This is a genomic window from Gemmatimonadota bacterium (genome assembly GCA_016714015.1).
GTDB lineage: Bacteria > Gemmatimonadota > Gemmatimonadetes > Gemmatimonadales > Gemmatimonadaceae > Pseudogemmatithrix.
The window spans coordinates 182,155-208,749 of record JADJNZ010000002.1 but is presented as its reverse complement, the minus strand read 5'-3'; the positions used below and the strand labels follow the sequence as shown (position 1 = coordinate 208,749).

Annotated in this window: 28 protein-coding genes, 1 pseudogene and 1 other annotated feature; of the genes and pseudogenes, 17 read left to right on the top strand and 12 right to left on the bottom strand. The window is 65.5% G+C overall.

The window, feature by feature from the left end; genetic code table 11:
- Positions 1 to 99: 99 nt before the first annotated feature.
- Positions 100 to 354: a hypothetical protein gene (locus IPJ78_07255; GenBank protein MBK7906344.1), complete on the bottom strand. Its 255-nt coding sequence runs from the start codon at positions 352 to 354 to the stop codon at positions 100 to 102.
- 197 nt (positions 355 to 551) lie between these two features.
- Between IPJ78_07255 and IPJ78_07250 the strand changes: the two are divergent.
- The 4 genes and pseudogenes from IPJ78_07250 to IPJ78_07235 all read left to right on the top strand — a co-directional run bounded on the left by IPJ78_07250 (position 552) and on the right by IPJ78_07235 (position 3,670).
- A pseudogene (locus tag IPJ78_07250) lies at positions 552 to 872 on the top strand (hypothetical protein).
- Between the two features lie 1,228 nt (positions 873 to 2,100).
- Positions 2,101 to 2,316 (top strand): hypothetical protein, encoded by a 216-nt coding sequence (locus IPJ78_07245; protein ID MBK7906343.1) that lies wholly within the window; start codon positions 2,101 to 2,103, stop codon positions 2,314 to 2,316.
- Positions 2,317 to 2,653: 337 nt separating this feature from the next.
- On the top strand, positions 2,654 to 2,824 hold the full coding sequence (locus tag IPJ78_07240; GenBank protein ID MBK7906342.1) for a DUF2911 domain-containing protein: 171 nt from the start codon (positions 2,654 to 2,656) through the stop codon (positions 2,822 to 2,824).
- Between the two features lie 438 nt (positions 2,825 to 3,262).
- A complete protein-coding gene (locus IPJ78_07235) occupies positions 3,263 to 3,670 on the top strand; it encodes a cation transporter (GenBank protein MBK7906341.1) in 408 nt (135 codons plus the stop codon).
- Positions 3,671 to 4,271: 601 nt separating this feature from the next.
- Here IPJ78_07235 and IPJ78_07230 read toward each other — a convergent pair.
- From IPJ78_07230 to IPJ78_07195, 8 genes are all read right to left on the bottom strand, one after another.
- On the bottom strand, positions 4,272 to 4,526 hold the full coding sequence (locus IPJ78_07230; GenBank protein ID MBK7906340.1) for a hypothetical protein: 255 nt from the start codon (positions 4,524 to 4,526) through the stop codon (positions 4,272 to 4,274).
- 15 nt (positions 4,527 to 4,541) lie between these two features.
- Positions 4,542 to 5,648 carry a hypothetical protein gene (locus IPJ78_07225; protein MBK7906339.1) on the bottom strand — a complete coding sequence of 369 codons (1,107 nt, stop codon included), beginning with the start codon at positions 5,646 to 5,648 and terminating at the stop codon, positions 4,542 to 4,544.
- A gap of 86 nt (positions 5,649 to 5,734) precedes the next feature.
- Complete coding sequence (locus tag IPJ78_07220) at positions 5,735 to 9,010, bottom strand: efflux RND transporter permease subunit (protein MBK7906338.1); 3,276 nt, start codon at positions 9,008 to 9,010, stop codon at positions 5,735 to 5,737.
- An 11-nt stretch (positions 9,011 to 9,021) separates the two neighbouring features.
- Positions 9,022 to 10,200 carry an efflux RND transporter periplasmic adaptor subunit gene (locus tag IPJ78_07215; protein ID MBK7906337.1) on the bottom strand — a complete coding sequence of 393 codons (1,179 nt, stop codon included), beginning with the start codon at positions 10,198 to 10,200 and terminating at the stop codon, positions 9,022 to 9,024.
- Positions 10,201 to 10,250: 50 nt separating this feature from the next.
- Positions 10,251 to 11,579 (bottom strand): TolC family protein, encoded by a 1,329-nt coding sequence (locus IPJ78_07210; GenBank protein MBK7906336.1) that lies wholly within the window; start codon positions 11,577 to 11,579, stop codon positions 10,251 to 10,253.
- 190 nt (positions 11,580 to 11,769) lie between these two features.
- Positions 11,770 to 13,710, bottom strand: a complete 1,941-nt coding sequence (locus IPJ78_07205) for a heavy metal translocating P-type ATPase (protein MBK7906335.1) — start codon at positions 13,708 to 13,710, stop codon at positions 11,770 to 11,772.
- A gap of 181 nt (positions 13,711 to 13,891) precedes the next feature.
- Positions 13,892 to 14,518 carry a copper resistance protein B gene (locus IPJ78_07200; protein MBK7906334.1) on the bottom strand — a complete coding sequence of 209 codons (627 nt, stop codon included), beginning with the start codon at positions 14,516 to 14,518 and terminating at the stop codon, positions 13,892 to 13,894.
- Positions 14,519 to 14,660: 142 nt separating this feature from the next.
- A complete protein-coding gene (locus tag IPJ78_07195; protein MBK7906333.1) occupies positions 14,661 to 16,535 on the bottom strand; it encodes a copper resistance system multicopper oxidase in 1,875 nt (624 codons plus the stop codon).
- Between the two features lie 204 nt (positions 16,536 to 16,739).
- Between IPJ78_07195 and IPJ78_07190 the strand changes: the two genes are divergently transcribed.
- From IPJ78_07190 to IPJ78_07170, 5 genes are all read left to right on the top strand, one after another.
- Complete coding sequence (locus IPJ78_07190; protein ID MBK7906332.1) at positions 16,740 to 17,255, top strand: nuclear transport factor 2 family protein; 516 nt, start codon at positions 16,740 to 16,742, stop codon at positions 17,253 to 17,255.
- A gap of 103 nt (positions 17,256 to 17,358) precedes the next feature.
- Positions 17,359 to 17,766, top strand: coding sequence for a BlaI/MecI/CopY family transcriptional regulator (locus tag IPJ78_07185; GenBank protein MBK7906331.1), 408 nt, complete (start codon positions 17,359 to 17,361; stop codon positions 17,764 to 17,766).
- A gap of 70 nt (positions 17,767 to 17,836) precedes the next feature.
- Complete coding sequence (locus IPJ78_07180) at positions 17,837 to 18,808, top strand: M56 family metallopeptidase (GenBank protein MBK7906330.1); 972 nt, start codon at positions 17,837 to 17,839, stop codon at positions 18,806 to 18,808.
- Positions 18,809 to 18,948: 140 nt separating this feature from the next.
- Positions 18,949 to 19,317 (top strand): copper resistance protein CopC, encoded by a 369-nt coding sequence (locus IPJ78_07175; GenBank protein ID MBK7906329.1) that lies wholly within the window; start codon positions 18,949 to 18,951, stop codon positions 19,315 to 19,317.
- A 15-nt stretch (positions 19,318 to 19,332) separates the two neighbouring features.
- Entirely contained in the window at positions 19,333 to 20,034 is a 702-nt protein-coding gene (locus IPJ78_07170; protein ID MBK7906328.1) for a hypothetical protein, read from the top strand.
- On the opposite strand, the gene IPJ78_07165 is transcribed toward IPJ78_07170, so the two are convergent.
- Positions 20,027 to 21,255, bottom strand: a protein-coding gene (locus tag IPJ78_07165) for an IS3 family transposase (GenBank protein MBK7906327.1) whose coding sequence is annotated in 2 segments (ribosomal slippage) — positions 20,027 to 20,964 and positions 20,964 to 21,255 — 1,230 coding nt in all. Because the reading frame shifts where the segments join, the coding sequence is not laid out codon by codon here. The two genes, IPJ78_07170 and IPJ78_07165, sit on opposite strands and share 8 nt — an antisense overlap.
- Positions 20,861 to 20,977 (bottom strand) — a sequence feature (AL1L pseudoknot). Its footprint overlaps the gene before it by 117 nt.
- Positions 21,256 to 21,308: 53 nt before the next feature.
- Here IPJ78_07165 and IPJ78_07160 point away from each other — a divergent pair.
- The 8 genes from IPJ78_07160 to IPJ78_07125 all read left to right on the top strand — a co-directional run bounded on the left by IPJ78_07160 (position 21,309) and on the right by IPJ78_07125 (position 25,913).
- The gene (locus IPJ78_07160) at positions 21,309 to 21,587 is read left to right on the top strand and encodes a CopD family protein (GenBank protein MBK7906326.1); all 279 of its coding nucleotides are present in this window, start codon (positions 21,309 to 21,311) and stop codon (positions 21,585 to 21,587) included.
- Positions 21,588 to 21,743: 156 nt separating this feature from the next.
- Positions 21,744 to 22,022 (top strand): BrnT family toxin, encoded by a 279-nt coding sequence (locus IPJ78_07155; protein MBK7906325.1) that lies wholly within the window; start codon positions 21,744 to 21,746, stop codon positions 22,020 to 22,022.
- 22 nt (positions 22,023 to 22,044) lie between these two features.
- Positions 22,045 to 22,245, top strand: coding sequence for a hypothetical protein (locus tag IPJ78_07150; GenBank protein MBK7906324.1), 201 nt, complete (start codon positions 22,045 to 22,047; stop codon positions 22,243 to 22,245).
- Between the two features lie 137 nt (positions 22,246 to 22,382).
- A complete protein-coding gene (locus tag IPJ78_07145; protein MBK7906323.1) occupies positions 22,383 to 22,664 on the top strand; it encodes a type II toxin-antitoxin system RelE/ParE family toxin in 282 nt (93 codons plus the stop codon).
- A gap of 12 nt (positions 22,665 to 22,676) precedes the next feature.
- Positions 22,677 to 22,991 (top strand): HigA family addiction module antidote protein, encoded by a 315-nt coding sequence (locus tag IPJ78_07140; protein MBK7906322.1) that lies wholly within the window; start codon positions 22,677 to 22,679, stop codon positions 22,989 to 22,991.
- Positions 22,992 to 23,275: 284 nt separating this feature from the next.
- Positions 23,276 to 24,967, top strand: a complete 1,692-nt coding sequence (locus tag IPJ78_07135; GenBank protein MBK7906321.1) for a gamma-glutamyltransferase — start codon at positions 23,276 to 23,278, stop codon at positions 24,965 to 24,967.
- A 337-nt stretch (positions 24,968 to 25,304) separates the two neighbouring features.
- A complete protein-coding gene (locus IPJ78_07130; GenBank protein ID MBK7906320.1) occupies positions 25,305 to 25,499 on the top strand; it encodes a hypothetical protein in 195 nt (64 codons plus the stop codon).
- A 15-nt stretch (positions 25,500 to 25,514) separates the two neighbouring features.
- A complete protein-coding gene (locus IPJ78_07125) occupies positions 25,515 to 25,913 on the top strand; it encodes a type II toxin-antitoxin system death-on-curing family toxin (GenBank protein MBK7906319.1) in 399 nt (132 codons plus the stop codon).
- 68 nt (positions 25,914 to 25,981) lie between these two features.
- On the opposite strand, the gene IPJ78_07120 is transcribed toward IPJ78_07125, so the two are convergent.
- The gene (locus tag IPJ78_07120) at positions 25,982 to 26,293 is read right to left on the bottom strand and encodes a winged helix-turn-helix transcriptional regulator (protein MBK7906318.1); all 312 of its coding nucleotides are present in this window, start codon (positions 26,291 to 26,293) and stop codon (positions 25,982 to 25,984) included.
- A 71-nt stretch (positions 26,294 to 26,364) separates the two neighbouring features.
- Positions 26,365 to 26,502, bottom strand: a complete 138-nt coding sequence (locus IPJ78_07115; protein MBK7906317.1) for a hypothetical protein — start codon at positions 26,500 to 26,502, stop codon at positions 26,365 to 26,367.
- Positions 26,503 to 26,595: the final 93 nt, after the last annotated feature.

Sequence of the window (26,595 nt, the reverse complement as noted above, 5' to 3'; positions counted from 1 at the left end):
TCGAAGACGCGCTACGCGAGCTCCGCGGCGCCACGCGGCTGCGGTCAACTTTGCGGGGCAGGGTCACGCGTGTGGAGTTCGATCGAAGGCGTTAATGGATCAGGGCGGCGATCGAAGCGATTGCGCGACGTCGGTGCAGAGCCGCTCGCCGAGACCGACGTGGAAGCGCGAAACACCCGGCACCGAAGAGTTGGTACGGTCGCAATCGCGAGATCGTCTGAGCATCAGGGCGGGCGTGCCGCTCACGTTGGGCTGGGTGTCGAGGCGCGATTCATCGACGCGCCGCCCGCGCTCGTGGTCGGGGTGTTCGCCGCGGCGTACTTCTTTCTCGGTGCGCGCGACCTCGTGGGACACTTCATCATCGCACGACCTCCATCGCGGGAAGTCTGCTTCAACATCGACTTCCTGATGGTCGTCGCCGCGGGAGGAGCGGCAGTGCTCGGCGCATGGTTTGATAACGCTGTTGCTCTTCCTCTTCAGTCTCGGTCACGCGGTCGAGAAGTACGCGCTCGGACGCGCACGCAACGCCATCGCAGCCTCGCCGAGCTTGCACCTCGCAGACAGCGACGGTGATCCGCAACGGGCAGGAATCGGCCGTGCCCATCGCCGAGGTGGTGCCGGGTGACCGCGTTCTGATCAAACCGGCCGAGCGCATCCCGGTGGACGGTGCGGTGCGCGAGGGAACTTTGGCGGTGAACCATACGCCGATCACCGGCGAGGGCGCCGGTGGACAAGGCGCCGGCGACGGTGTTCGCCGGGACGGTGAACGGCGAAGGGGGCATTGCACGTCAGAGGTCACCGCCGCGATCGGTGACCGGACTCGACCGCGTCATCGCTTATCCGGAGGCGGATTGAAGGCGCCGACACAGTAGTTCACCGACCGCTTCGCGCGAGTCTTCGTTCCCGCCGTGCTCGTCGCGGACGCGTTGTTGATCGTCGCCTCCGCTCCTTCCTCGAGTCTGACCCGGCGAGGCGTTCTATCGCGGATGGTTCTTGCCTGTCGCCGCCTCACGTGCGCACGGCGCTCGGCACGCCCGCGGCGGTCCTTCCGGCGTCGCCCGCGCCGCGCATGACGGGGCGTGCTCATCAAGGGCGGGGTGCATCGTCTGAGCGACTCGCGGCACCGTCTCACGGTCGCCCTGGACAAGACGGGCACGATCAACCGGCGAGCCGTGCGTCACCGGACTCGTTCCGTCCCGCGGAGGCCCGGCGACGGACGAGCGCGCTTCTCCGCGTGGCGGCGCGTCAGTGGATGCACGCTCCCAACATCCGCTCGCGCGCGCCGTGGTGCGTGCGGCCGAGTGAGCGGCATCGCGCTTCCCGTGCCGTCGGATGCGACGGCGACGGGCCAGGGCATTCGCGCCACCGTGGACGGCGAGACGGTGGAGGTCGGCCGCGCTGCACTTCGAGGCGGCGAGTCGCGCCCTCCCGGCGGCTCCGCGCGAGCGTGGAGGCCCTCGAGAGCGAGGGCCGGAGCAGTCCATGATCGTCCGACGAGCGCCGGGCGAATGGCTCGGCGTCATCGGGATCGCCGATCGGCCGCGCCCCGGAGGCGCGAACCCCAGCCGGCTCCGCACACTGGGGTCCGTCGAGTGGTGATGCTCACCGGCGACCATCGCCGCGTCGGGACGCCGTCGGCCGAAGTGGGCGCGGACGAGGTGCGCGGGGCTCCTCCCGGAGGGAAAGGTCACGGCGATCCGCCTGCTCGCCGGTGAAGCGTCCAGTGGCGATGGTCGGCGATGGCGTGAACGACGCGCCCGCGCTCGCCTTGCTACTGTTGGCATTGCGATGGGCGGCGCCGGCACCGCCGCCGCACTCGAGCCCGCCGATGTCGCGCTTATGTGCGACGATCTGGGGACTGCTGCCGTTCGTGATCGGGTTGAGCGTGCGCGTCGCGCCGAGTGATCCGGCAGAACCTGTTCCGTTTCGCTGTCGCCGTCCTTATCGTCGCGACCACGACGGGCTTCACCGGGATCGGTGCCGCGGTCGTCAGCATGCGAGGGGAGCACGCTGGTCGTTATCGCGAACGCGCTGCTCCCGTTATCCTTATTCCTCAACCCCTGCGTAGAATGACACTTCGCCCGCACGACCGCCCTCTTCATCGCGACCGCGCTCGCGGAGATCATCGGCCGCTACCTGCCGTATGTCTGGCTTTCGACAGCGGCAGTCCGTGGCTCCTTCTGCCCTGCCGCCGGCGCGCTGGCGATCTTCGTGTGTGGCTGCTCAATCTCCACGACGGCCCGGGGGCGCGTCTTTATGGTACGGCGGAGTCTTTATGACCGTCGCGCCCGCGTGGTCTGGCTCGTTGACGGGTGACACCGCGTCCTACCGATGTCATCTGAGTTGTTGTGTCCCGTCGGGAATGGCGATCATCGCGTCCGTGCCGCTACGCGATGATCGGTCCCGCGTTGGCGTCAGCGATGTCGTTCGCACGTGCGGTTTCGCGTTGTGATCTGGATCACCCCCTTGGAGAGATGCGTCTGATGCGTAGGTCTTGCGCTGGCTGTTGCGGCACTCTTGGCGCTTCGCTAAAACACCTACTTCAGGCGCAAGGCACCGCGCCCCCGTTGGAATGCTGGGTGCAGGGTCCGCGCGAGACTGGAGACCCGCGCCAGTCCATCTTCGATTCGACGGCAGTCGCTCGGCGCGCACCGTGAAGGTGTATTACAGCAGACCGCGTAAGCTCGGACGCCCGATCAGCGGCCGACTTCAGCTGTTCGACGCACCATGGCGCATGGGCGTGGATGAGGCGACCGCGATCCACATGCCGTCGCGAGGGACCATCGCTGTGGCCGTGGATGCCGGCTGGTACCCCTGTGCGTGATCCCCGGTCCGACCGCGTGGCGGATCGTAGTGAATCGCGGCGTGCGGCGTTGGGGCACACACGATCGACAGCACGGTCCGCAAGCTGGATGTGGGAGAGATCGGTTCCCACAGAAGCCGTCATGACCTCGGAGGACCTGCTGCGGATGCTGCTCACGCGTCGTTCCGGCGTACGCCGCCGATCTCGTCGTGCAGTGGATCGGACGGTGGTCCGTATTCCGGTGACGCTCGAGAGCGACCCTCGACCGTAGCGGAAGCGATGGAGCAAAGCGACGGCTCAGGAAACGGAGCGGCGAGCACTGCGCACGCTGCTCGCGCTCAACGGCGCGATGTTCGTCATCGAAGTGAGCGCCGGGTTCGCCGCCGATTCGATGGGGCTCGTGGCCGACGGACTCGACATGCTCGCCGATGCTGCGGTGTACGGTCTCTCCTCTACGCGGTGGGTCGGCCGGCACGCGCGAAAGTTCGTGCGGCGATCGGCGCTGGCTACGCACAACTCACCCTCGCCGCGGCCGCCATCGTCAAGCGCGGCGTCGCGCTCGTGCATGGCAGTGCGCCCGAGGCGTTGCCGATGATTGGCATCTCGCTCCTCGCGCTCGGCGTGAACGTCTGGTCACTGGCGATCCTCAAGCGCTATCGGCAGGGCGAGGTGCACCTGCGGGCCGCGTGGATCTTTTCGGCGACCGATGTGCAGGTGAACCTCGCGGTGATGCTCGCGGCGGTGCTCGTCACGGTGACCGCGTCGGGGATCCCCGACCTGGTGATCGCGGCTGGCATCTGCGTGCTGATCCTGAGGAGCGTGACGCGAATCCTGCGGGAGGCGTACCGCGAGAGGGCGCGGCTGTAGTAGCTCGACCTCGGAGGTGGCCTCTGGACGACAACGGCCAGCGGCCCCCGCTGGCCGTTGCCCCGCCACTGAGCCTGCCGAGCTACTTCCGCCGAGTCGTCTCGACACCGACACAACCTCCTTGAAGAACCTCATCGAGGACATCACACATCAAGAAGGGAGAGATCAAGCTTCCAGCGATTCAGCGGCGATTTGTCTAGAAGGAGTGCTTACAGGCACGCACCGTATCGGATGTCGACCCGCGGTCGTGTTGAAGGCGGAGTTGAGCGGGGGACGCGTGCCCGGCGGCATAACGGCAGTTGGTGCAGACGGCCGCGCTGGGGTAGCGGTTGGGCGGCCGTGCTTTATCGTACCTGAAGGTACCGCACGGCCGCCCAACCGCATCTTATGAAAGCGGCCGCAGCACAACTTGACGTTATGCCGATCCGCGCGCTCCGCTAACAGGATCTCGTCTCAAAGCCTGAAGTACTCAGTGCTCTTCCAGACTTAGCAGCGGTAGGCGCCAACTGCGCACGCTACCACTACGGACCTCGGACGGCACGACCAGCAACGAGTGCGGCCGAGCACGCTCCTTCCGCGCTCGGCCGCCGTCCCGACGACGCTAGAATGCCGTCACCGCTTCAAGCATCAATCCGCGAAACCTTCCTCCATTGCGAATGTCTGTCGTCGCAAAGCCGTCGTACGTTTGATTCACATATTCAGCCTTGAGCAGCAGGCTCGGCGTGATCCACCAGCCACCACCGAAGTTTGTGCGTGTCACCGTGATGTCGGTGCTGGCACCGCCTAGGTCGCCTGTGACCGTATTCCATCGCCCGCCGACAAACAGCTTCTCGCCTGGCAGGAAGCGGTAGAGCACCTCCCCCATTAGCTGCTATATATCTCGCTCCGGCGGTGCAACACCTCCCACTTCTTGTCCGCGCCCCGTCGCCTGCTCGTAGACGCCAAAGAACTCAAGCCCACGATACTTCACGAACGGATTAAGCATCACCGCGGACACTGCGTCGCTGAATCCCGGATTCAACATACCAGACGTCGGATTCGCCGATTCGGTTGCGACGTAGTTCTCAAGCACGAAGTAGTAGCGTGATCCCGCACGGTCTCCGCTGTAGAATGTATTGCTGATTGCTCCCTTTTGGGTCCGGTACGATCCCGAGAGTCGCACGCGGAGATCGTCGCTGAGCTGACGGTCGAATCCCGCCTTGAGCATCAGTGCGGGTTCGCGACTGTCGGGCCGCTGAATGTTCCCTCGAATCTCGCCGTTGGTGAGCGCCACAACACCAAACACTCCATTCTTTTGGACGATTGCCTCGGTACCAACTTCCGTCGTGAAGGCATCGAGAATCAGGTTTCCGACGAATGGGTTGTAAAGCGCCTGCCCGTTGTCCGTGCGCCGGAAGTGAAAATCACCATAATTGATCTCAAAGTGTCCGATTTTCAGCGTGGTGTATTCCATAATCGCGTTGAGAAGCGGCACATCAATCGGCGACTCGTCGATCTGCAAGAAGCCGTCTTTCACCCACGTCTCGTTGTGCCGACGCGCTGAGAGATAGCTAGTCAACTGCACGCGAACTCCTGGTGCGAGTTGCGCGTGGAGATACATGTTAGCCGTGGCGTTGTTGAATCCGTTGCCAATTTTCATCAATCGATTGCGGTTTGCGATGGCGGCGCTGCCAGCATTGCCTGGGGTCGGAGCGACGGCCGCTACCGCGACGGAGTCAGCCGTGTTCTCGTGTGACAGTGCTTGGAACTGCTGCGTGAACGCGGCGCCCCACTGCAGCGCAAAGCCTCGATACTCGGCACCCGCAACTTTGGGAGTCTCGAACAGATTGAGGCCGCGCTTATCCTGCGGACGCAGGTATTGAATCGCACTCGCCTGTTGAAAACGCACTTGAGCCGAGTCAATCGTTTGTGCGTCGAGTGTTGCGCCGACGAGAGTGACGGCGCAGGCGCCGATGAGTGACCACACTTTGTGTCGCATTGTCTCCTCTCTTGTGTAAGTGCCAGATTCTCCAGCCCGCGATGGTTGTACCGCTACCAGACGTTCTCAGGTTGACGCCGATGGCATCATCGCGCCTCCGTTGCTCGGGTCGCTCCGGGATCCGCGAGCACCTCTCGCTCCTTCCACAACGAGTACACCGCCGGGATCACGAGCAGTGTCAGCACCGTGCTTGACACCATCCCGCCGATCATCGGCGCCGCGATGCGCCGCATGACTGTCCCGCCGGCGCCCGTCCCCCACAGGAGTGGGAGTAGGCCGCCCATAATGGCTGTGACAGTCATCATCTTCGGACGCACGCGCTCCACCGCTCCCTCGATGACGGCGCCGTAGAGCTCCTCGAGCGTAGCGCGTCTCCCATTCGCCGTGCACGCCTGCCACGCGTGATCGAGATAGATGAGCATCACCACGCCCGTCTCTGCGGCCACGCCGGCCAAGGCAATGAACCCGATGGCCACCGCTACGGACCAGTTGTAGCCGAGCGCCCAGATGAACCAGAGTCCACCCACAAGCGCGAACGGCAGCGAGAGCATCACGATGAGCGACTCGCTGACATTCCCGAAGTTCAGGTACAGCAACAAGAAGATCAGCGCGAGCGTTGCGGGAATCACGAGCTTCATCCGCTCCTTCGCGCGCTGCATATACTCGTACTGTCCGCTCCATACGACGGAGTAGCCGGTGGGGAGAGTGACCTGTTCGGACACTGCACGCTGCGCCTCCGCGACGTAGCTGCCGATGTCGCGGTCCACGACGTCCACGTACACCCACGCCGTGGGCTGGGCGCCCTCCGTGCGGACCACCATTGGACCCGCGACGGGCGTAATTCGCGCCAACTGGCCCAGCGGCACCTGCGCAGGCCTCTTGCCGCCCCCGCCATTCTCTGCTCCCATCCCGCCCATTCCTCCACTCGCAGCGGCGCTGGATCCGCCAGCTCCGTGCGCTACCGGCACGAGCACCGACGCCAAGCGCTCCGGCGAGTCTCGCAGTTCCTGCGGATACCGCACCCGCACGCCGAATCGGCGCCTTCCCTCGACCGTCTGCGTGATTGTCATGCCGCCAATCGCGGTCGCGATGACCGCTTGCACGTCGCCGACATTGAGTCCGTGCCGCGCAGCCGCCTGCCGATCAATGTCTATGTCGAGGTAGTAGCCGCTCACTGCGCGCTCAGCGAACGCACTGCGGGTGCCGGGCACCATCCGCACCGCCTGCTCAATCTCGCGACCGAGCCGCTCCAGTTCCGCGAGATCAGGACCAAACACCTTAATGCCCACTGGTGTGCGGATGCCGGTGGCCAGCATGTCGTTGCGGCCTTGGATGGGCATCGTCCACGCATTCGTCACGCCTGGGACGCGCAGCGCAGAATCCATCTGAGCAACGAGCCGGTCGTAGGTCATCCCCGCGCGCCATTCCTCTTGAGGGCGCAGCGTAATGGTTGTCTCGATCATATCGAGCCCGGCGGGATCAGTGGCCGTGTTCGCCCGACCCGCCTTCCCCCACACGTGTGCCACTTCGGGAAACGTCCGAATGATATCGGCTTGGATGCGGAGCAGCTCACGCGCACGCGCCACGCTCACGCCGGGCAAGGTCGTCGGCATGTAGAGCACCGTACCCTCTTCCAATCTCGGCATGAACTCGCTGCCAATCCGCGACCACGGTATCCACGTCAGAATCACTGCCGCCACCGAAGCGATCACCACCGGCCAGCGATGCCGCAGCACGAACGTGATGAGCGGGTGATACGCACGCATCAGCCATCGATTGACGGGATTGGCCGATTCCCGGTAGATGCGTCCACGTACAAACAGGCCCATCGCCACGGGTACCAGCGTCACAGACAGTACACTGGCCGCCGCCATTGCGAACGTCTTAGTGTATGCGAGCGGCGAGAACAGCCGGCCTTCTTGCCCCTCCAGCGCAAAGACGGGCAGGAACGAGACGGTAATGATGAGCAACGAGAAGAAGAGCGCGGGCCCCACTTCCTGCGCCGACTCGACCACCGCCTGCCAACGCTCGGCGTGCGTGAGCGTGCCCGTGTCGAGCCAGCGCGATTCCACCGCGCCCGGTTGCTCGCGCGCAACGATGGCACGCTCCAGATGCTTGTGCAGATTCTCGATCATCACGATCGCGGCGTCAATCATCGCGCCAATGGCAATCGCGATGCCGCCGAGCGACATAATGTCGGCACCAACGCCGACGTAGCGCATCGCGATGAACGCGATGAGAATGCCCACTGGCAGCGTGATGATTGCCACGAGCGCCGAGCGCGCGTGCAGTAAGAAGACGATGCAGACCAGCGCGACCACGAGACTCTCTTCCAGCAGCTTGAATCGCAAGTTCGCAATGGCGCGCTCGATGAGATCACTGCGGTCGTACACAGGACGGATCACGACCCCCGGCGGAAGCGATGGCGCCACTCGAGCGAGGCGCTCCTTCACGCGCGCAATTGTCGTCAGCGCGTTCTCCCCAAACCGCATCACGACGATTGCCCCGACCGCATCTCCGCGGCCGTCCAGCTCTGCCACACCGCGACGCACGGCCGGCCCCACGGACACGCGAGCCACTTCCGCCACGCGAATGGGCGTCCCACGTTCCGTTGTTCCTACCACCACCTCTTCGATGTCGCCCAGCGACTTGAGGTAGCCAAGCCCGCGCACCATGTACTCGCGCTCGGAAAGCTCGACGACCATCGCGCCGATGTCGGCGTTCGATGTCTGGATGGCCTGCATCACTCGAGTGACGGGAATGCCATACGCGAGAAGCTTCGCGGGGTCGAGATCCACCTGGTACTGCTTTTCGTAGCCCCCGACGGTAGCGACCTCCGAGACGCCGGGCACGGCGGTGAGCTCATAGCGGAGATACCAATCCTGCAGTGCTCGCAACTCAGATAGGTCGAGGCGGCCGGTGGTGTCCTCGAGCGCGTACTGATACACCCAGCCGAGTCCGGTGGCGTCTGGACCTAGCGTCGGCGACACGGACGCCGGGAGACGACCCTTGAGACCATTCAGGTACTCGAGCACACGACTACGGGCCCAGTAGAGGTCGGTGTCGTCGTCAAAGATGATGTACACGAACGAGACGCCGAAGAACGAGTACCCGCGCACCACCTCCGCCCCCGGCACCTTCAGCATCTCGGCCGCAATCGGGTAGGTGATCTGGTCCTCGACAATCTGCGGCGCCTGCTCGCTGTATTCGGTCTGGATGATGACCTGTACGTCGCTCAAGTCGGGCAGGGCCTCGAGCGGCGTGCGCTGCAGCGCGATGACACCGCCCCCGATGGCAGCCAACGTCGCAAGCGTCACGAGGAAGATGTTCCGGACCGACCACTCGATGATTCGTTTGAGCATCGCGCGGCGCCTCAGTGATCGTGAGCGGACGGAGGCGGCGGCACCGACTTGCTCGGTGTCGGCGCTTCCATTCCCGGCATGCCCGCCATCGCGCCGAGCGCCGCGCCCAGATTCGACTCCGCGTCCACAAGGAACGTCGCGGACGCGACGACGGTCTCGCCCACTGCAAGGCCCGACCGAATCTCCACGCGATCGTCGGATGCAATGCCGAGCACCACCTGCCGCGGTTCGAGCATTCCGTCGTCCATCCGCACGAATACGATGTCACGGCGTCCAGTGGAAAGCACGGCGGAACGGGGCACGTGCACCACAGCCCCGGAACCCGTCGCCTGCACGCGGATGGTCGCGTACATCCCAGGGCGTAGCTGGCCGTCGGCGTTATCGAGTTCCACGCGCACGCGCAGCGTTCGCGTCTCCGGATCCACCGTGGGTTGCAGGAAGACGATCGGTCCGGAGCGCGGGCGGCCCGCGAACGCGTCGAGCTCCACCGTCACGCGCTGCCCGAGGCGTACGAGTGCGACATCCTGCTCAAACACTTCTGCCTCCACCCACACCCGACGCAGGTCTGCAATGCGCAGCAGTGGATCGCCCGCCATCACGCGCTGGCCTTCGTTCACGAGTTTCTCGATGACCACGCCGTCGTAGGGCGCCCGAATCTCCAACGTGCGGCGGCTCTCGCCCGACTCCTCCGCGCGTGCGATTTCCTCGGCGGGTACGTCCCAATTGCGCAGTCTTTCCCGCGCGCCGATCAGCATCCGCTCGGCGCCGCGTCGCGTGGCACTGTCGGCGCCCTGCACATCGCGCAGCAACTGGTGCGCCAACACCAGTTCCTCCTCCGCGCTGGCCAGCATCGGCGCGTAGGTGACGAGCAGCGGTTCGCCGGCACGCACCGCGCGGCCGGTGAAGTCCACATAGAGCCGCTCCACCCAGCCATCGAATTTGAGACTCACGGTTCGGACGCGCGTCTCGTCGAACGCCACCTGCCCTACACTCCGCAACTCCCGCACGATCGGACTGCGCTGCGCGACCGCGAACGTCACGCCTATCCGCGCGGCCTGCGCGGAGTCGAGCATCACCGGGCCGCCCACCCCGACTGGTGCGCCTGCGCCGTGCGCGTGACCGCCGGACTCCGCCGTGTCCGTTGAACCGCGCGTGGCAAACCACGCCACTCCGGCGGTGGCAGCGAGCACGGCGGCGGCCGCAATTAGGCCCCGCCACGACATACCTGTGGTTGACTCCGTCATTCTTGCTCCCTCGGTGAGTCGGCACGACGATTTGCGTCGAAGAGTTCACGCCCCATCAGCATCTCAAGCTCCGCAAGTGCCATTCCTTCCATCGCTTCTAGGGCCGCCAGTTCCTGCTCGTAGCGATTCACAGTCGCTTGGTTGTCGAGCAGCGTCATCAGGTTCACGCCACCGACTCGATACGACGCCAGCGCGGCCTCTACCGACGCGCGGGCTTGGGGGAGCACGGTGCTGCGGTACAGCCGTTGGAGGTTGCGCGCACGCTGCCACTCGGCGTATGCCGCCCCAAGCAGGGCGCGGGTCTCGGCGCGCATCGCACGCAGGTCGGCGGCGGCCATCTCTCGCATTGCATCCGCCTCGGCGCGCATTGGGAGCTGGCGCTGGCGCGCGAAGATGGGTACTGAGGTGCCCAACATCAGACTCCCCATCCGTTCCGGCCCCATCGCCCCGGCTCGTTGTCCGTATTGCAGCCCGATTTCGACATCGGGGAACAGCTCGCGGTACGCGAGCGTGCGGCTGGCGTCTGCCGCTGCGAGCTCCGCATCACCGGCGAGCAACATCGGGCGACTCACGAGCGCCGCCGTCTCTAGGTCAGTGTGCGGGGGGAGCTCAGCCGGGAACAAGGGCAGGGCTGCTGGCGGGGTCGCATCGTCGAAGGACTGATCGAGCAGTCCGCCGAGGCGAGCGAGGGCCACCTGGCGCATCGCCTCCATCACCACGATCTCCTCCGTCATTCGGGCCACTTCAACACGCGCCCGGAGCACGTCGGCCTGTGGCGCTTCGCCCACCCGATACATCGCGTCGGCCACCGCAGCGACGTTTTCCATCAACTGGCGCGTCTCACGGGCAATTGCCACGGCGCGCTCGACGCGATACAGCTCGTAGAACGCCGCGGCGACCTCGGCCCGAACGTCCCACGCGACGTCGCGCGCGCGGAAATCCGCGCCCAAAGCCCGCGTGCGCGCCGCGCGTGAGGCCAGTCGAAGCTTGCCCGCCGTGGGCAGCATCTGCATCAACTGCAACTGGGTCATCCCCAGGGGATCCATCGGCGCGAAGCCGGGCAGTTCACGATTCATCCAGCCGATCTGCACTCGGGGATCCGGCGGACGAGTGGACGTCAGGGCCTGCGCCTCGATGGCCCGCGCGCGCGCTTCGGCGGCGCGGATTCTGGGGTTGGCGGAGTCGGCGGCGGTGTAGAGGCGACCAAGGCTGAGTTCTGCACCGGTCGCGGCGACTGGTTCTCCCTGGTCTGGTCCCCGCTGGGCGTCCAGCGGCGACGCCGCGAGCCACGCGACAGTGAGTGTCGCGATGGCCGCGCGGCGCATCCTGTGCGGTTGAACTACTCCGTGCAATCGTTCCACAGGGTGCCCTCGAGATTGTGTGGACTGCAAGCGTACGACAGGCACAACGGTCGCTGCGATGAAATTCGCCCAACCATATGGACTGGCGCGGTCGTGGATGTCCCTATTTGACGTCAGGTAAAATCCTGACGATCGTGCCGCTCGCCGATCCGCGCTACAGCCTGACGCGCTTGAGCAGTTGTGCATTCAGCGCCACCACCACCGTGCTTGCCGACATCAACACCGCCCCGAGGGCTGGCGAGAGCACGATCCCCCATGGGGCCAACACCCCCGCGGCGAGCGGGATCGCGACAATGTTGTAGCCGGCGGCCCACCAGAGATTCTGAATCATCTTTCGGTAGGTGGCGCGTGACAGCGTGATGATGCGCGGAATGTCGCGCGGGTCAGAGCGCACGAGCACAATGTGCCCGGCTTCGACGGCCACATCCGTTCCCGCGCCAATGGCGATACCCACGTCCGCCGTTGCTAGCGCAGGGGCATCGTTGACGCCGTCCCCGACCATCGCCACCCGCTGTCCGCCGCGCTGTAGCTCCGAGACGTGTCTCGCCTTGTCTTCGGGCAACACCTGAGCGCGCACGTCTTCGATTCCAAGCTCCTTGCCTACCGCCGCTGCGACTTCGCGCGCGTCGCCCGTCAACATCGTCATCTGCACGCCGAGCGCGCGCAGCGATGCGATGGCCTCTCGGCTTTCTGGCCGAATAGCGTCGGCTACCGCCAACACGGCGATGACCTCGTGCTCGCGCAGCAGATGGATACTGGCTTGGCCCGCCGCTGCTGCACGCTGCGCGAGTGCTGCGAGCGCCTGCGGCACCGTCGCCCCGCGTTCACTGAGAAGCGCCGGCCCGCCGAGCCAGTACTCAGTACCGGCAACATGGGCCGAGATGCCGCGGCCGGGATGCGCACGTGCATCGACAACGTCCGGAAGTGTGAGCTTCGCATCGGTAGCAGACCGCACGATGCCGCGTGCGATTGGATGCTCCGACTGTGACTCGACGGCCGCCGCGATGCGTAGGGCCTCGTCGTGCGTGACGCCCTCCACGGCTTCGAGCTGTACCACACGGAACTCGCCAAGCGTGAGCGTACCTGTCTTGTCAAACACCACCCGATCCACTCGACGCGCCTCCTCGAGGCCGCGCCGGTCGCGCACGAGCAAGCCGTTGCGCGCTCCTCGCGCCGTGGAGATGGAAACGACGAGCGGTACCGCCAGGCCAAGTGCGTGCGGGCAAGCGATGACCAGCACCGTGACGGCGCGGACGATGGCCACCTCCGCCCCTGCACCGATCAACCACCACACGGTGAGCGTGATTGCTGCCGACACGATGGCGACGTATGTCAACAATCGCGCCGCGCGGTCAGCCAGATGCTGGACCTGTGACTTCGACTCCTGCGCCTGGGCCACGAGACGCATCATCGCCGACAGCTTGGTACCATCACCGGTGCCCGTGACCAGCATCTCGAGCGCGGCTTCGCCATTGATGCTCGCAGCGATCAGCTGATCACCGGGGCCCTTCTTCACGGGCCGCGACTCTCCTGTCAGTACTGACTCATCCACGGCAGATTGGCCGCGCTGCAGCGTACCGTCGGCGGGGACGCGTTCTCCCGGCCGAATCAGCACACGATCGCCATCGCGCAGCTCCGCGACTTGCACCATCTCCTGCCCGCTGGCAGTGAGTCGGGTGGCGGTATCTGGGAGCAGCTTCGCTAACTCACGTAGCGCACCCTTAGCTTGGTTGATGGACCGCATCTCGATCCAGTGCCCGAACAGCATGATGGAAACCAAGGTCGCGAGTTCCCACCACAGCGGGTCAGCGCGGACGAGCCCAATCTCGACGCTCCACGAGAACACAAATGCGACTGTAATCGCGAGAGAGATGAGCGTCATCATGCCCGGAAGCCGCGCGGTGAGCTCGGCTGAAGCAGCTCGCAAGAATACCCACCCGCCAAATCCGAAGATCAGCGAACCAAGCACTGGCCCGATGAAACGAGCGAGGGGTACCGAGGGCGCATTGTACCCCAACAGCATCTGCACGTGCGGCGACCAGATAACGACGGGGATCGATAGTAGCGCGGCCCACCAGAAGCGGTCGCGGAACATCTCCGGGGAGTGTCCTGCGTGCTTGTCGTGGGCCTCGTGATTGCCTTTCTGAGTTGGCAGCGCAAGCGCCGCGGTCCTCTTCTGCGACTCGCGTGGCTCCCGCGACGGGAGTTCGCCGTGCCCGCCATGTCCGCCGTGATCGTGCTCCACAGACTCTCCCCGCGCTAGGCGCGGAGCCGCCTTATCTCCACACCCGCAGCCCCGCGACGATGAGTGTTTCTCCCGCGGGTTCTCCCGCGAGCCGTGCCAACTCCGCGGCGCGACCATAGCCGCGCTCCCACACCACGCCCACATACGGCGCAAACTCACGCCGGATCTCAAACCGTGTACGCAACCCGAAGGACGTATTGCTCAATCCGCGCCCCACACCGAACGCGTCGTCGTCTTTGAGTGCCACGGTGGACTCAATGCGCGGCTGCAGAACCAAACGTTGCGTCAGGAAGAGGTCGTACGAGGCGGTGAGGTCGAACGAGAGATTGCCATCCGTCGTGACGAACAGCGACGGCTCGAGCTCGAACCAGCCTGGAGCTAAGCCCTGCAATCCCAACACCGCACCAGCGCGCGACGCGTTCGCACCCTCTGCCGTGCGCAAGTCGGCGCGGGCGCCCAACTGCAGGTCCCACCACGGCGAGAGCATCCGGCCATAGAGCAGTTGGTACTCACCGTGCGTGGCGCGCGCCGTCGTCGCGGCGCTACCGTCGGCCTTGAACCACAGGCGGCGGCTCGCTCCCCCCGTCCACGCGAGCACATCGAAGAGTACCGGACGACCAGCACCAGCCGCGTCGTACTCGAGCACTTCCGTCAGCACGAATGTCTCGCGCGCCCATCCCATTCCGTGCGGCGCAGCGTGCGGTACGCTATCACGCGCCTGAGCGTGCAGATGCTCGAGTGGGGCCGCGAGCGCCACACTGAGTGCCGACAACAGGAACGCTACCCATCGTCTCTGCCACTCATTCCGCATCGTGATGCCCCTCGTGGCCGGTCGGCGCACTCACGCGCACTTCACGAAACATTCCGACCTCCATATGGTAGAGCACGTGGCAATGAAACGCCCATCGCCCTGGGGCGTCCGCCGTGACCAACAGCGACACGCGCTCCGCCGGCTTCACGTTGATGGTATGGATCCGCGGGCTACGGTCGCCCTGTCCGTTTTCCAACTCCATCCACATCCCGTGCAAGTGCATCGGGTGGTTCATCATCGTGTCGTTCACCATCATCAAGCGAATCCGCTCGCCGTAGGCGAACTCGATGGGCTCCGCTTCATCATAGGGCACACCGTCGATGGCCCACGTGAAACGCTCCATATTGCCCGTGAGATGAATCTCGATCTCCCGCGTCGGCGCGCGAAACTCCGCGTAGGGAGCCGCGGATCGCAGCTGCGAGTACAGCAACACGCGACGGCCATCCTCGCCCAGGCCCGCACCCGGCTCGCCGAGTCGACTCTTCGTGCTCATCGGGACCATCGCGTTGCCGTTGCCGTGCGTGTCGGTGCCGTGCGGCGTCTCCGGTGGTAGCGTCCCAGGTGCTCGCAACGCTGCGGAATCGCCCATCTCCGACATATCGTGCCCCGCGTGCTCGTCATCGGCTGCAGTTGTCGACGGAGCGCGGGGCGGCATCTCGTGTTCCAATTGGGCGTGGTCCATTCCGTCCATCCCGCCCATCGCGGAGTGATCCATCCCCATATCGGCCATCGTGAGCAGCGGCCGGCGCCGACGCGGCGGAAGGCTGGCGAGCCCTCCGGCGCGAGACGCCAACGTCGCCGCGGTGAAGCCGCTGCGATCCATCGCCTCGGAGTACACGGCGTAGGCCCGGTCGTCGGGGAGCTGCACAATCACATCGTACGTCTCTGCAATCGCGATGCGGAACTCCTCAGTCTCCACGGGCTCCACTGGCTGCCCGCTCACTTGCACGACGGTCATCGGTAGGCCCGGTACGCGTACATCGAAGTACGAACCCGCCGCCGCGTTGATCACGCGAAGCAGAACGCGTTCTCCCGGCGCGAACTGCGCCGTCCAAGGCTCCTCGGCGGTGCGCCCGTTCAGCAGGTAGCTGTACGTCGCGCCTGTGACGTCCGCGATGTCCGTCGGATTCATTCGCATTCCGGCCCACATCCAACGATCGCTGATGGTGGCCGAGAATCCGTCGCGCGCGACGTCGCGGAAGAAGTCGGCCACCGTCCGGCGCTGATAGTTGTACGCGTCCGGCTGCTTCTTGAGTCGCGAGAGGACGCGATACGGGTTCTCGAAGGTCCAGTCGGACAGCACCAGTACGTGCTCGCGGTCATAAGCCGGGCCGCTGCGCTCGGTCGGCTCAATGATCAATGCGCCATAGTGGCCAAGCTGCTCTTGCAACCCAGAGTGGCTGTGATACCAATAGGTGCCAGCCTGCTTCACCGCGAATCGGTACTCGAAGGTCTCGCCGGGTCGAATGCCCGGAAAGCTCAAGCCCGGCACGCCATCCATGTCGGGCGGCAAGATGATGCCGTGCCAGTGAACTGATGTGTCTTCCGACAGCGTGTTCCGCACCCTGATGACAGCTTGTTCGCCCTCACGGAATCGCAGCACGGGCCCGGGCACGGTCCCATTGATCGTCGTCGCGCGGGCGTTCCGCCCATCGAGTCGTACAATGGTCTCGGCGATAGTGAGGTCGTACTCGCGCACGCCGCCTGGCGCAGGAGCAAGCGCGGGTAGACCGGGGTCCAGAGAACGTGCTGTGGCAACGCCCGCGCGGAGCGGTTCGGGTAGCGCAGCCGCAGCGCCGAGGAGTGCACCAGCCTCGAGGAAGCTCCGGCGCGAGACGTGGAAGTTTTGACGCGGTTGAGTCACGGGCAAAGTTCGCTTGACACGGAAGAATGGGCCATCGACGCATGGCAGGGCGCCTAACGGAAAGCTAGGTGCGCGTTTTACGTTCTGTAAAGCCCTTGCGCGCCTGCCTGCATCGCTCGGCACTTGCCGATTGTAGTTTACACGGAGTAAACTCTAGGGACAGCCTCGTCGTTCCTGCCGCTTCCCTCCACATTCTCTCGCCCAATGTCTGGCATCGTTCGCCGCCTCGCCGTTGCCGTCGTACTGACCGTCGCACTCGCAGGCCGCGCCACCGCCCAGGACCACGCTCACGCAGGCCACCAAGCGTCGCCGAATGCAGAGGTCGCGTCCGTGATTCAGGCCATCCAGGCGCTCTTCGCTGCCGCGGAGCGCGGCGACCTGGCGGCACTCGACTCGATCTACGCAGGAGACAGTCTTCTCGTCATTGAGGGATCCGGCATCAACCGCGGGTGGACGGACTATCGCGACAATCACCTCGCGCCGGAACTAAAGGAATTCAGCAACTTCCGGTATCGGCCTTTTGAGATCGAAGCGCGCGTGTCTGGCACTCTTGCGTGGGCCACGTTCCGCTACGCGCTCAGCGCCGACCTACCCACCGGAAAGGCTGACGTCGTGGGACGCGGCACCGCGATTCTTGAGCGCCGTGGCGCGCGATGGGTCGTGCGCCTGACGCACACGGCGAGCCGTGCCCGCCGACCCAGTGATCCGCCGATGCCCTGAGTCACCGCAGTTGGCGCGCCGACCTTCACGGACCTAAACTCAGAGTATGTCACCTCGCAAGCGTCGCATCCTTTCACCAAAGTCACCCCGGCTCCCCGAGACGATGAATCTCTCCGGGAGCGGGGTCGGCACCGTCTTAGGTGAGCTTGAAGCCCGACTGATGCGACTGTGCTGGGACGCCGCGCGGCCACTGAGTGCGCGAGACATTCACGACCGTCTCCGAGCTGAGCATCCTGTTTCTCCCCTGACGAGTACCACGGTGCTCAATCGCCTCGTGCGCAAGGGATTTCTTTCGCGCGGTCGCGTGGATGGGTTGCTGCATTTCACGGCGCGCGTAGACGAGTCGGAGTTCGTCTCACAAGCGTCGCGCCGAGCGGTGGAGGGGATTCTCTCGCTCGGTGCCGAAGCGGTGACGGCGTCGATCGTCGACGTGCTCGCCGAACGCGATCCTGAGCAGCTCGCTGAACTCGCACGCCTGATTCGTCGCAAGTTGCGCGAGCAGGACGGCTAGCGCGATGCCGTCGGCCAGCGTCGGCATCCGCCCCCCCGTCATACGCCGGGAGGAGCGACGCAGACGCTTCTTGCTCTTCGCCATTGTTTCGTTGCTGCTTCTCGGCGTCACGCCAGTCGTCGGACATCACGTACTCGGCGTGGTACCGTGGCTTTCCGCTGAGCAGCATCACCTTGCGATGCTGTGCTTGGTCGCATTGCACCAATTGCTCGAGCCCGTACACGACCTTGCGCATTGGCTGTTGTATGCGGGCATCGCTTTCGTTGTATTGGAGCGAGGGCGGGTGCTGTGGCGCCACGGACGCGTCATGCGCGACCTTCCTCAAGCGCGCGTGAGTCCAGACTCGGTGTTGGGACGTGCCGCGCTCGGGGCAGGACTTCGCGTCGGGCAGGTGTGGGCCGTGCGTGGACTCCCGATGCCTGCCTTTACGACTGGGTGGATTCGGCCACGGGTCATCGTTGCGACCGACCTTAGCGAGCGACTCACACCTGACGAACTCACCGCCGTACTCGCTCACGAAGCCGTGCACCTTCGGCGACGCGATCCGCTGCGGCTTTTCGCACTTCGCTCGCTTGCCTCGCTGTTGTTTTGGCTTCCCGTCCTGCGCAGAGTCGCCGCCGATTTGGAGGACGAGGTGGAGATCACCGCTGATGATGAAGTGGCGCTGCGTCTCGCACTACCCCTCGCCTCAGCCGTACTCAAGCTCGGTGGGGGCACATCGACTCCTGTTGCCACGACGGTGGGATTTCAGCGTGCCGATTTGTTGCCGCGCCGCATTCGGCGTCTTGCAGGCGAGGATGCACTGGCGGTATCACACACGTCCACGCGTTCCCTCATTGCGGCATCGGTGGCATTGCTCCTTGCATGGAGTTCCGGTGTGATGGTGTTGCATCCTCTGAGTGACCCGGGCCTGCACACGGCCCACGGACCAGCGCATTGTGATCATCCGGGGGCGAACCCACTGACGCATCTCTTCTGCCGAGGCTGGTCGCTTGGGGGCGATGGATGCCCACACGAGGCCGCGCGTCGCTCAACGCCGTGATGCCTGCACCGGACCGCGACGAAGGGTTGTGCCCCTTGCGGCGCGGCCGGCCAGTAGTAAGATTTTACACAGAGTAAAGCGTCTTCACCCAATCCTGCTTCCCGATGCACCATTCCCTTCGCTCGCTTGCCCTCATCGCTGTGCTCGCCCTCGCCGTCCCGCTGAGCGCCGCGAGCGCCCATCCTCGCCTGCTCAAGTCGACGCCAGCCGCCGACAGTCGCTCCGCAGAAGCGCCGCGCGAAGTTGCGCTCACGTTTAATGAATCTCTCGATCTCGCACTCACTCGCGTAACGTTACACCACGGCGAGATGGCCATCCGCTTGGGAGCGCTTCAGTTCGACCAGGGCGACGACAAAACCGTGACCGCGAGCATTGTCGGTTCCCTCGCGCCGGGTCGCTACACCGTTCGGTGGCAAGTCACGGGCGATGACGGCCATCCGGTGCGTGGCACGTTCACGTTCGAGGTCCTCGCCGCAAGCACCGCTGCGTCGCCACCCTCGCATCGCTGAGCTGACCGCTCAATCATGGAGAGCGTTTTCGGAGTCGAGTCTGCGGCCTTCGTAGCGATCCGGGCGGTTCTGTCCGGCTGCACGGTGCTGCTACTGGGCGCGCTCGCGTTGCGGTGCGTGGTGATGCGCCGCTACAAAGGGCCAGATGCTGGCGAGTTGCGAGATGCGGTCAACTCCACGCTTCCGCGATGGATCGACGTACTTGGATTGCTGGCGGTGCTCGCCACGTTTGCGAGACTCGGCGCGCAGCACGCCGCTGTGTTCGGTATCGATGTTGCTCCCTCCGGTGAATCGCTCTCGGCACTCGTGTTCCGCGCCGGGTGGGGACGAACGTGGTTGGTGGCGCTCGCCAGCGCGGTGACGGTGACTTGGGTCGCACCGCGGCTACGAAGGAATACCACGGCAGGGTGGGCGACACTCGTTGGCGCAGTACTCGCGTTCACCGTGACGCAACCGTGGTCTGGTCATCCAGCGGCGGCGGCACAACCGATGCTCTCCATTGCAATGCAGTTCGTGCACGTGGTGGGCGCCGGCGGCTGGCTCGGAAGCCTCGCGCTTCTAACGTTCGTTGCGGTCCCCGCGGCCGGTCGCGTGAACGGTGTTGGCGCAGCGGGGGCGGATGCGCGAATCGCCGGGCTCCTGCGCGCGTTCAGTCCTACGGCTCTCGTTTTTGCGACACTGAATCGCCCCGGGTTCTCCGGAGGCTCAGTTAGTTGAGTGCCAGGGCCGAGTGGTCGGCCTGGACCCGGTGATACTGCTCCTCGTACTCCGCCGGCGGGAGGTAACCGATCGGTTCCATCAGGCGCTGGGAGTTGTACCACGCGACCCATTCGAGCGTCGCGTACTCGACGTCCTCCAGTCCCTTCCATGGCCCGAGATGGTGGATCACCTCGGTCTTGTAGAGCCCGTTGATCGTTTCGGCGAGCGCGTTGTCGTAGGCATCGCCGCGGCTGCCGACGCTCGAGTCGATGCCGGCCTCCACGAGTCGATCGGTGTAGCGGATCGCCAGGTACTGCACGCCGCGATCGCTGTGATGCACCAGCGGGCCGTCGAGCTCGCGATCGTAGAGCGCCTGCTCCAGCGCGTCGAGCGCGAGATCCGTGCGCAGCGTGGTCGTCGCCCGCCAGCCGACGATACGCCGCGAGAAGGCGTCGATCACGAAGGCGACGTACACGAAGCCGCGCCACGTCGCGACGTACGTGAAGTCCGAGACCCAGAGTTGGTTCGGCCGCGTCGCCGTGAAGTTGCGTTGCACGAGATCCTGCGGACGATGCGCCTGGGCTTCTGCGAGGACCGCCCAGCGCCGGCGCCGACCGCGCAGCACGCCGCGCAGCCCCATCACCTTGAAGAGCCGCGCGATCGTGCAGCGCGCCACGCGCATGCCCTCGCGCAGGAGCTCCTTCCACACCTTCTTGGCGCCATAGCGTCGCCGGGTCGCCTCCCACACGCGCTGAATGGCCGGCATCAGCGTCGCGTCGCGCTGCGTCCGTGCCGAGCGGCGCGTCACATCGCGTTCGCGCGCCTTCGTCTCGTAGTAGGTCGACGGAGCGATCGGCAGCACCGCGCAGATCGGCTCGACTCCGTAGTCCTCGCGATGCGCGTCGATGAAGCGCACCATCAGTTCGGTCGGCGGTCGAGCTCCGCCACTGCGAAAAACGCGGCCGCCTTCTTGAGGATCTCGTTCGCGCGCCGCAGCTCCTTGTTCTCGCGCTCGAGTTCCTTCAGGCGCGACTCTTCGGCGGTCGTCACACCAGGGCGCTGGCCGGTGTCGCGCTCGTGGCGGCGCATCCAGTTCCGGAGCGTCTCCGGATGGCAGCCGAGCTTCTCTGCGACGGAGCGCACCGCGGCCCACTGCGACCCGTGGGCGGGCGTCTGCTCCTGCACCATCCGGATGGCGCGTTCGCGGACTTCAGGCGAAAATGATGACGGTCTGGGCATAGCTCCAACCTCTCAGGGTATGGAGCCTCCGGCAATCCCGGGGCGATTCAACACTGCTCGCGCTTACGGGTCTCGCGACTGCCTGGGGCAACCTTGGTGGTGTGGCTTCGCTCTGGCAGAGCGTGTACGGGCGCACGCTTGCGCTGAAGCTTGCCCTACTTGCGATCGTCGCTGGGACTGGCGCGTACAACTGGCGGCGTGTGCTTCCGTCGCTCGGCCAGTCAAATGGTAGCGCGGCGCTGCGACGGTCTTCACTCGTGGAACTCGCGGCGGGAGTGCTCGTGCTGGTGGTGACTGCGGTGCTTGTCGCCACTCCAATGCCTGGCGAATAGCGCGTAGGACAGGGCCGGCATAACGAAGCTTGCTGGCTGACAGCCACGCTATTGTAGCGCCCGCTTCGCGGGCGCATTTTATGGAGTGTCTGCAGCAGAAGCACACGTTATGCGCGTGCAACTGAGGTCGTGGTGCGGTAAGTTTCTGGGATGGGAATGCGATTCAGTTGGGATCCGCGGAAGGCCTCCGCGAACGTCAAGAAGCACGGCGTATCGTTCGTGGAGGCCAGCACCGCGTTCGCGGATCCCCTCTCGATCACCATACCTGACCCGGAGCACTCCACCGACGAGACCAGGTTTCTGCTGATTGGGTGTTCCACCCAGCAACGCCTTGTTGTCGTGATTCATGCCGAGCGTAGTGAGTCGGACATCCGGCTCATCAGCGCTCGCCTAGCCAGCCGCCGCGAGCGGCGCACCTATGAAGAAGACACCTAGCCGAGTACGGGAGGTCAGCACTATGCGCGCGGAATACGACTTCAGCGGCGGTGTGCGTGGGAAGTACGCGAAACGGTATGCGCAGGGCTCGAACATCGTCGTGCTCGAACCCGACGTGGCCGAAGCCTTTCCAACAGCGCGTGCGGTGAACACGGCGCTGCGCAAGTTGCTTCGCGAGTCGCCGAGCCTGCCGCGCCGCAGGTCCCGCCCCCGCAGCGCATAACGGCAGTTGGTGCTGACGGTCACACTAGGGAAGCGGCGGCTCCGCCGCCGCCTTTTATGGAGTGCCCGCAGCACGACTTGACGTTATGCGAACACCGCCGGCATTGACGCGTGTCACGTTACGCGTTACATTCCAGCGTGATCAAGACCTTCGCTGACCGGCAGACCGAGGAGCTGTTCCGCACGGGGAAGGCGAAGCGCGTCCCCGCCGACGTCGCCCGCCGCGCCTTGCGCAAGGTCGAAGCCGTGGACGCCGCCACCCAGGTCGCCGATCTCAAGGTGCCGCCCGGCAATCGCTTGCACGCGCTCAAAGGCGACCGAGCTGGACAGCACGCCATTTCCGTGAACGACCAATGGCGCATCTGCTTCCGCTTCAATGACGGCGACGCGTTCGACGTTGAGTTGTGCGATTACCACTAGCTGGAGCTTCTCATGAGCATTCCCAACACCAAGCCGCTCGAGCGGCGCCCGATTCATCCCGGCGAGATCCTCCGCGAGGACTTCCTCCCGGAGTACGAGCTTTCGGTCACGGCGCTCGCCGAGGCCCTCGGCGTTTCGCGGCAGTCCGTCAACGAGCTGCTCCGCGAGCGGCGCGCGGTCAGCCCCGAGATGGCGCTGCGGCTTGGCAAGCTCTTCGGCACGTCACCGGAGTTCTGGCTCAATCTCCAGCGTAACGTCGACCTCTGGGACGCGGCCCGCGGGCTCAAGCGCGAGATCGCGCACATTCATCCCCTGCAAGTCGCATAACGCAGCTTGCTGCCGACGAGCGCAGGTGCGGTAGCGGTTGGGGGGCCACGGCTTCACTTTAGGTGAAGGACTGCCGCGGTCTCCCAACCGCATTTTATGGGAGCGCTCGTAGCAGAAGCACACGTCATGCGGCGCCCCACGCATCGCGATGGGGTTCGAGACTCGGCCGAGATCGCGAACGCTTGGGGGAACAGCAACTGGAGTTCCTTGCACGGCGTGGCGGTCGACGCGTACCATTGACTGCCACCCGATGTCTGCCGTCCATTCTGGAGCCGAGGCACCCAATGACGTTCCGCTCGAGCCGTGTCGGTGCCCTCATCGTCCTTGGCATCGCGTGTGCCAACGGCACGCCCGTCACGGCGCTGGGACAGGGGAGGGAGCAGGTCGCTCGATCCAGTAGCGGCATGATCGTCTCCGCCCACCCGCTGGCCACCTTGGCGGGGCAGAGGATCCTCGAGCGTGGCGGCAACGCGGCGGACGCTGCCGTCGCCGCGGCCTTTGCGATTGCCGTGGTCGAACCGGCGATGAACGGCATCGGTGGTCGCAACCAGATCCTCGTGCGGCATGCCGATGGCAAGGTCTTCGGTATCGATGGGACCACTCAGGTGCCACAGGGCTACGACACGCTGACGGCACCGCGCGCGTCATCGGGATACGCGACGGTCGGGGTTCCGGGAGCCGTGGCGGGACTGATCAGACTCCACAAGGAGCACGGCTCGCTCACACTCGAAGAGGTCATGGCGTCGGCGATCGACTACGCGGAGAACGGATTCCGGCTGCTCCCCATCCAGTCACGCATGCACGCCGGATCGGTTGCCGCATTCGCCGTGTCCGCCGGTGCGCGCGCCGCCTACCTGAAACCGGACGGCACTCCTCCGAGGGCCGGGGACTTGCTCCGCCAGCCCGACCTGGCCAGGACCCTGCGCACGATCGCCTCCGGCGGCCATGACGCCTTCTACCGCGGTGACATTGCCCGGACCATCGCCGCCGACATGGCCGCCAACGCCGGCTATGTGACGCTGCAGTCTCTCGCCGACTATCGCGCCGAGGACTCGCGCGTCGTCCGGGGCACCTATCGCGGCTTCGACCTCGTCGGGCTCGACGTCCCCGCGTCAGGCTCCATCGTGATCCAGGCGCTGCAGATCATGGAACGGTTCGATCGGGCCCGGTATTCGGAGACCCAGTGGGCCGCCATTGTCGGGCAGGCCATCGGACTGGCGATCCCGGACCTGGTCCGGCTCGGCGCGGACAGTACCGCGAGCCGCGCGACATCCAAGGCGTGGGCCATAACGCAGGCCGCGAAGGTGCGGCTGGTGGCGGTCGGCGCGAATGGTGGCATCCCCGACACGGAGGGGCATACCACACACCTGTCGGTCGCCGATTCCAGTGGCATGGTCGTGTCCCTCACGCAGACGCTGGGACCAACGTTCGGCTCGGCGGTCGCCACGCCGGGACTCGGGTTCCTCTACGCGGCCACCATGGGAGGCTACCTCGGGGGCGGACAGGGGCCAGGCGTGCGGGCCCGGTCGGGAATCGCGCCGCTGATCGTCACGAAGGATGGCGCGCCAGTCCTGGTCCTCGGGGCCGCCGGCGGCATCAGGATCATCTCCGCCGTGGTGCAGGCGGTCAGCAGGGTGGTGGACGACAACCTTCCCCTTCCACTGGCCTTGGCCGCGCCCCGCGTACACCCGGAACTCGATTCGACCTCAGTCTTTGCCGGGTTGTCCATTGAGACCGAACCCGGCCCCGGTTGGACGCGGGCACAGGCCGCGGCGATCGACAGCATGGGAATCCGCACGCGTCCTCAGCCGCAGCCCGGACAGTTCGGTCGCGTGCACGCGATTCGCTTCCACAAGGCGACTGGTGAGTGGGAAGGCGCCGCCGATCCGGATGGAGAGGGGATGGCGAGCAGTCCGGAACGGCCGCGAGCCGGAGGGCGCGGTGCGCCTCCGCCTGCATCGCCTCGCATTCCCTGAAGGACAAGCCGGTCGCGACACCGGTGACGGGAGTCACCCGAGGAATCAGTGGTGTGGCGGGCTCCCTGACGTGCTGGCCTCAACCGTGCGCCCGATCCGAGATAGTCGAGGTACAGGAGCACCGAGCACATGTCCGCGATGCGCGGACGCCGTCACCCGAATGTCGCGTGCGGTGCCATTCCAGCGCATGTCGCGGCCTAACGGTGCTTGCTGCTGACGAGCGGCTTGCGGACGCTCGCTGCGCCCGCGATGATGTGACCGCTCGCAGCAGAAGTTGCCGTTATGTGGACGCGAGCCCGGGATGGCTCTACCACCGCTCGCCCCCTAGAGTCCTGATATGCGTCTCTCCTTCGAGCTCACCGAGGCCCAGCAGGGCCAGCTCAGCGCCATCGCCCAGCGGCTGAACGTGCCCGTGGACGCGCTGGCGGCTGCCGCGTTGCGTGACCTGCTCGACCGTCGCGAGGCCGCCTATGAGACTGCGGCCCGCCATGTTGTCGAGAAGAACGCCGAACTCTACCGCAAGCTCGAGTAGCGGGCGCCCGTCCGCGTGGCGACCCGGTTCCTTTCGCTCGCTGAAGTCCTCGACCTCTACAGCCGCGTGTTGGTCGCCGGCGGGGGTGCGTCGGCCATTCGCGATCTCGGCGCGCTGGAGTCCGCGCTCGCGCAGCCACGTGCGACGTTCGCCGACGAGGATCTCTATCCCTCGCTCGCCGAGAAGGCGTCCGCCCTTGGCTTCTCACTCATCCTCAATCACCCGTTCGTCGATGGCAACAAGCGCATCGGCCACGCGGCGGTTGAAGTCTCTCTGGTGCTGAACGGCTTCGAGTTGTCGGCCGGGATTGATGACGCCGAACGAGTCATCCTCGGCGTTGCGGCGGGGACAATGAGTCTGGACGAGTTCACGACGTGGATCCGAGAATCTCTCGTCGCATTCCCGGCACCGTAGCGGAACGACGGGCGCCATCTGAGGCCAAGCGTGAAGTGCACCGCTGGGCTCCGCGCGATGCCTCGAGCTCAGCCCGGCGGCAACAGCTGATCGATGATCGTCTGCTTCAGTTGGCGGATCCGCTCCTCGTCGCGCTTGTACACCGTCCAGCGCCCGACCTTCGTCGCCTCGACGAGCCCGATGCCGATGAGCACGTCCATCTGCTCGTTGAACGACGGCTGGGCGATCCGGAAATGCTTGAGGAGCGCCTTGGCGGTGACACCGAGCGGTTGGCCTGCCGCATCGCGCGGTCCGTCGAAGGCGGCGGGGTCCCTGAGCAGCTCGAGCACCTTGAGTCGGGTAGGGCTCGCCAACGCCTTCAATCCTGGGATGAGTTGCACGATCGGCTCCGGAAATGGTCGGGTGAGCTCCAACGCGCGCGCGGAGACATTGGACTTGTCCGAAGCATTCGTCAATCCCAGGGTGCGTCGCCCAATCCCCGCGGCGGCGTCGGCGTCCGCACGATCGAATAGATCGGTTTGCTCCGAAGGAACGCGCCATTCACACCCGTGACGCCGCATTCGCCCGCCGGGACGGTGATCTTCAGCACCGGACACATAGGAGCAAGCCGACGCAACCTGTTTCCGAATCGAAAAAAACTTCGGATGTATCCGACGCATTGCGATCCCCGCATCGCTGCCCC

Coding starts and splice junctions, on each gene's coding strand:
- IPJ78_07130 (MBK7906320.1), top strand. CDS start 25,305: ATGCGTCTCTCCTTCGAGCTCACCGAGGCCCAGCAGGGCCAGCTCAGC.
- IPJ78_07225 (MBK7906339.1), bottom strand. CDS start 5,648: ATGCGACACAAAGTGTGGTCACTCATCGGCGCCTGCGCCGTCACTCTC.
- IPJ78_07135 (MBK7906321.1), top strand. CDS start 23,276: ATGACGTTCCGCTCGAGCCGTGTCGGTGCCCTCATCGTCCTTGGCATC.
- IPJ78_07150 (MBK7906324.1), top strand. CDS start 22,045: ATGCGCGCGGAATACGACTTCAGCGGCGGTGTGCGTGGGAAGTACGCG.
- IPJ78_07155 (MBK7906325.1), top strand. CDS start 21,744: ATGCGATTCAGTTGGGATCCGCGGAAGGCCTCCGCGAACGTCAAGAAG.
- IPJ78_07185 (MBK7906331.1), top strand. CDS start 17,359: ATGAATCTCTCCGGGAGCGGGGTCGGCACCGTCTTAGGTGAGCTTGAA.
- IPJ78_07220 (MBK7906338.1), bottom strand. CDS start 9,010: ATGCTCAAACGAATCATCGAGTGGTCGGTCCGGAACATCTTCCTCGTG.
- IPJ78_07210 (MBK7906336.1), bottom strand. CDS start 11,579: ATGCGCCGCGCGGCCATCGCGACACTCACTGTCGCGTGGCTCGCGGCG.
- IPJ78_07205 (MBK7906335.1), bottom strand. CDS start 13,710: ATGTTCCGCGACCGCTTCTGGTGGGCCGCGCTACTATCGATCCCCGTC.
- IPJ78_07140 (MBK7906322.1), top strand. CDS start 22,677: ATGAGCATTCCCAACACCAAGCCGCTCGAGCGGCGCCCGATTCATCCC.
- IPJ78_07190 (MBK7906332.1), top strand. CDS start 16,740: ATGTCTGGCATCGTTCGCCGCCTCGCCGTTGCCGTCGTACTGACCGTC.
- IPJ78_07170 (MBK7906328.1), top strand. CDS start 19,333: ATGGAGAGCGTTTTCGGAGTCGAGTCTGCGGCCTTCGTAGCGATCCGG.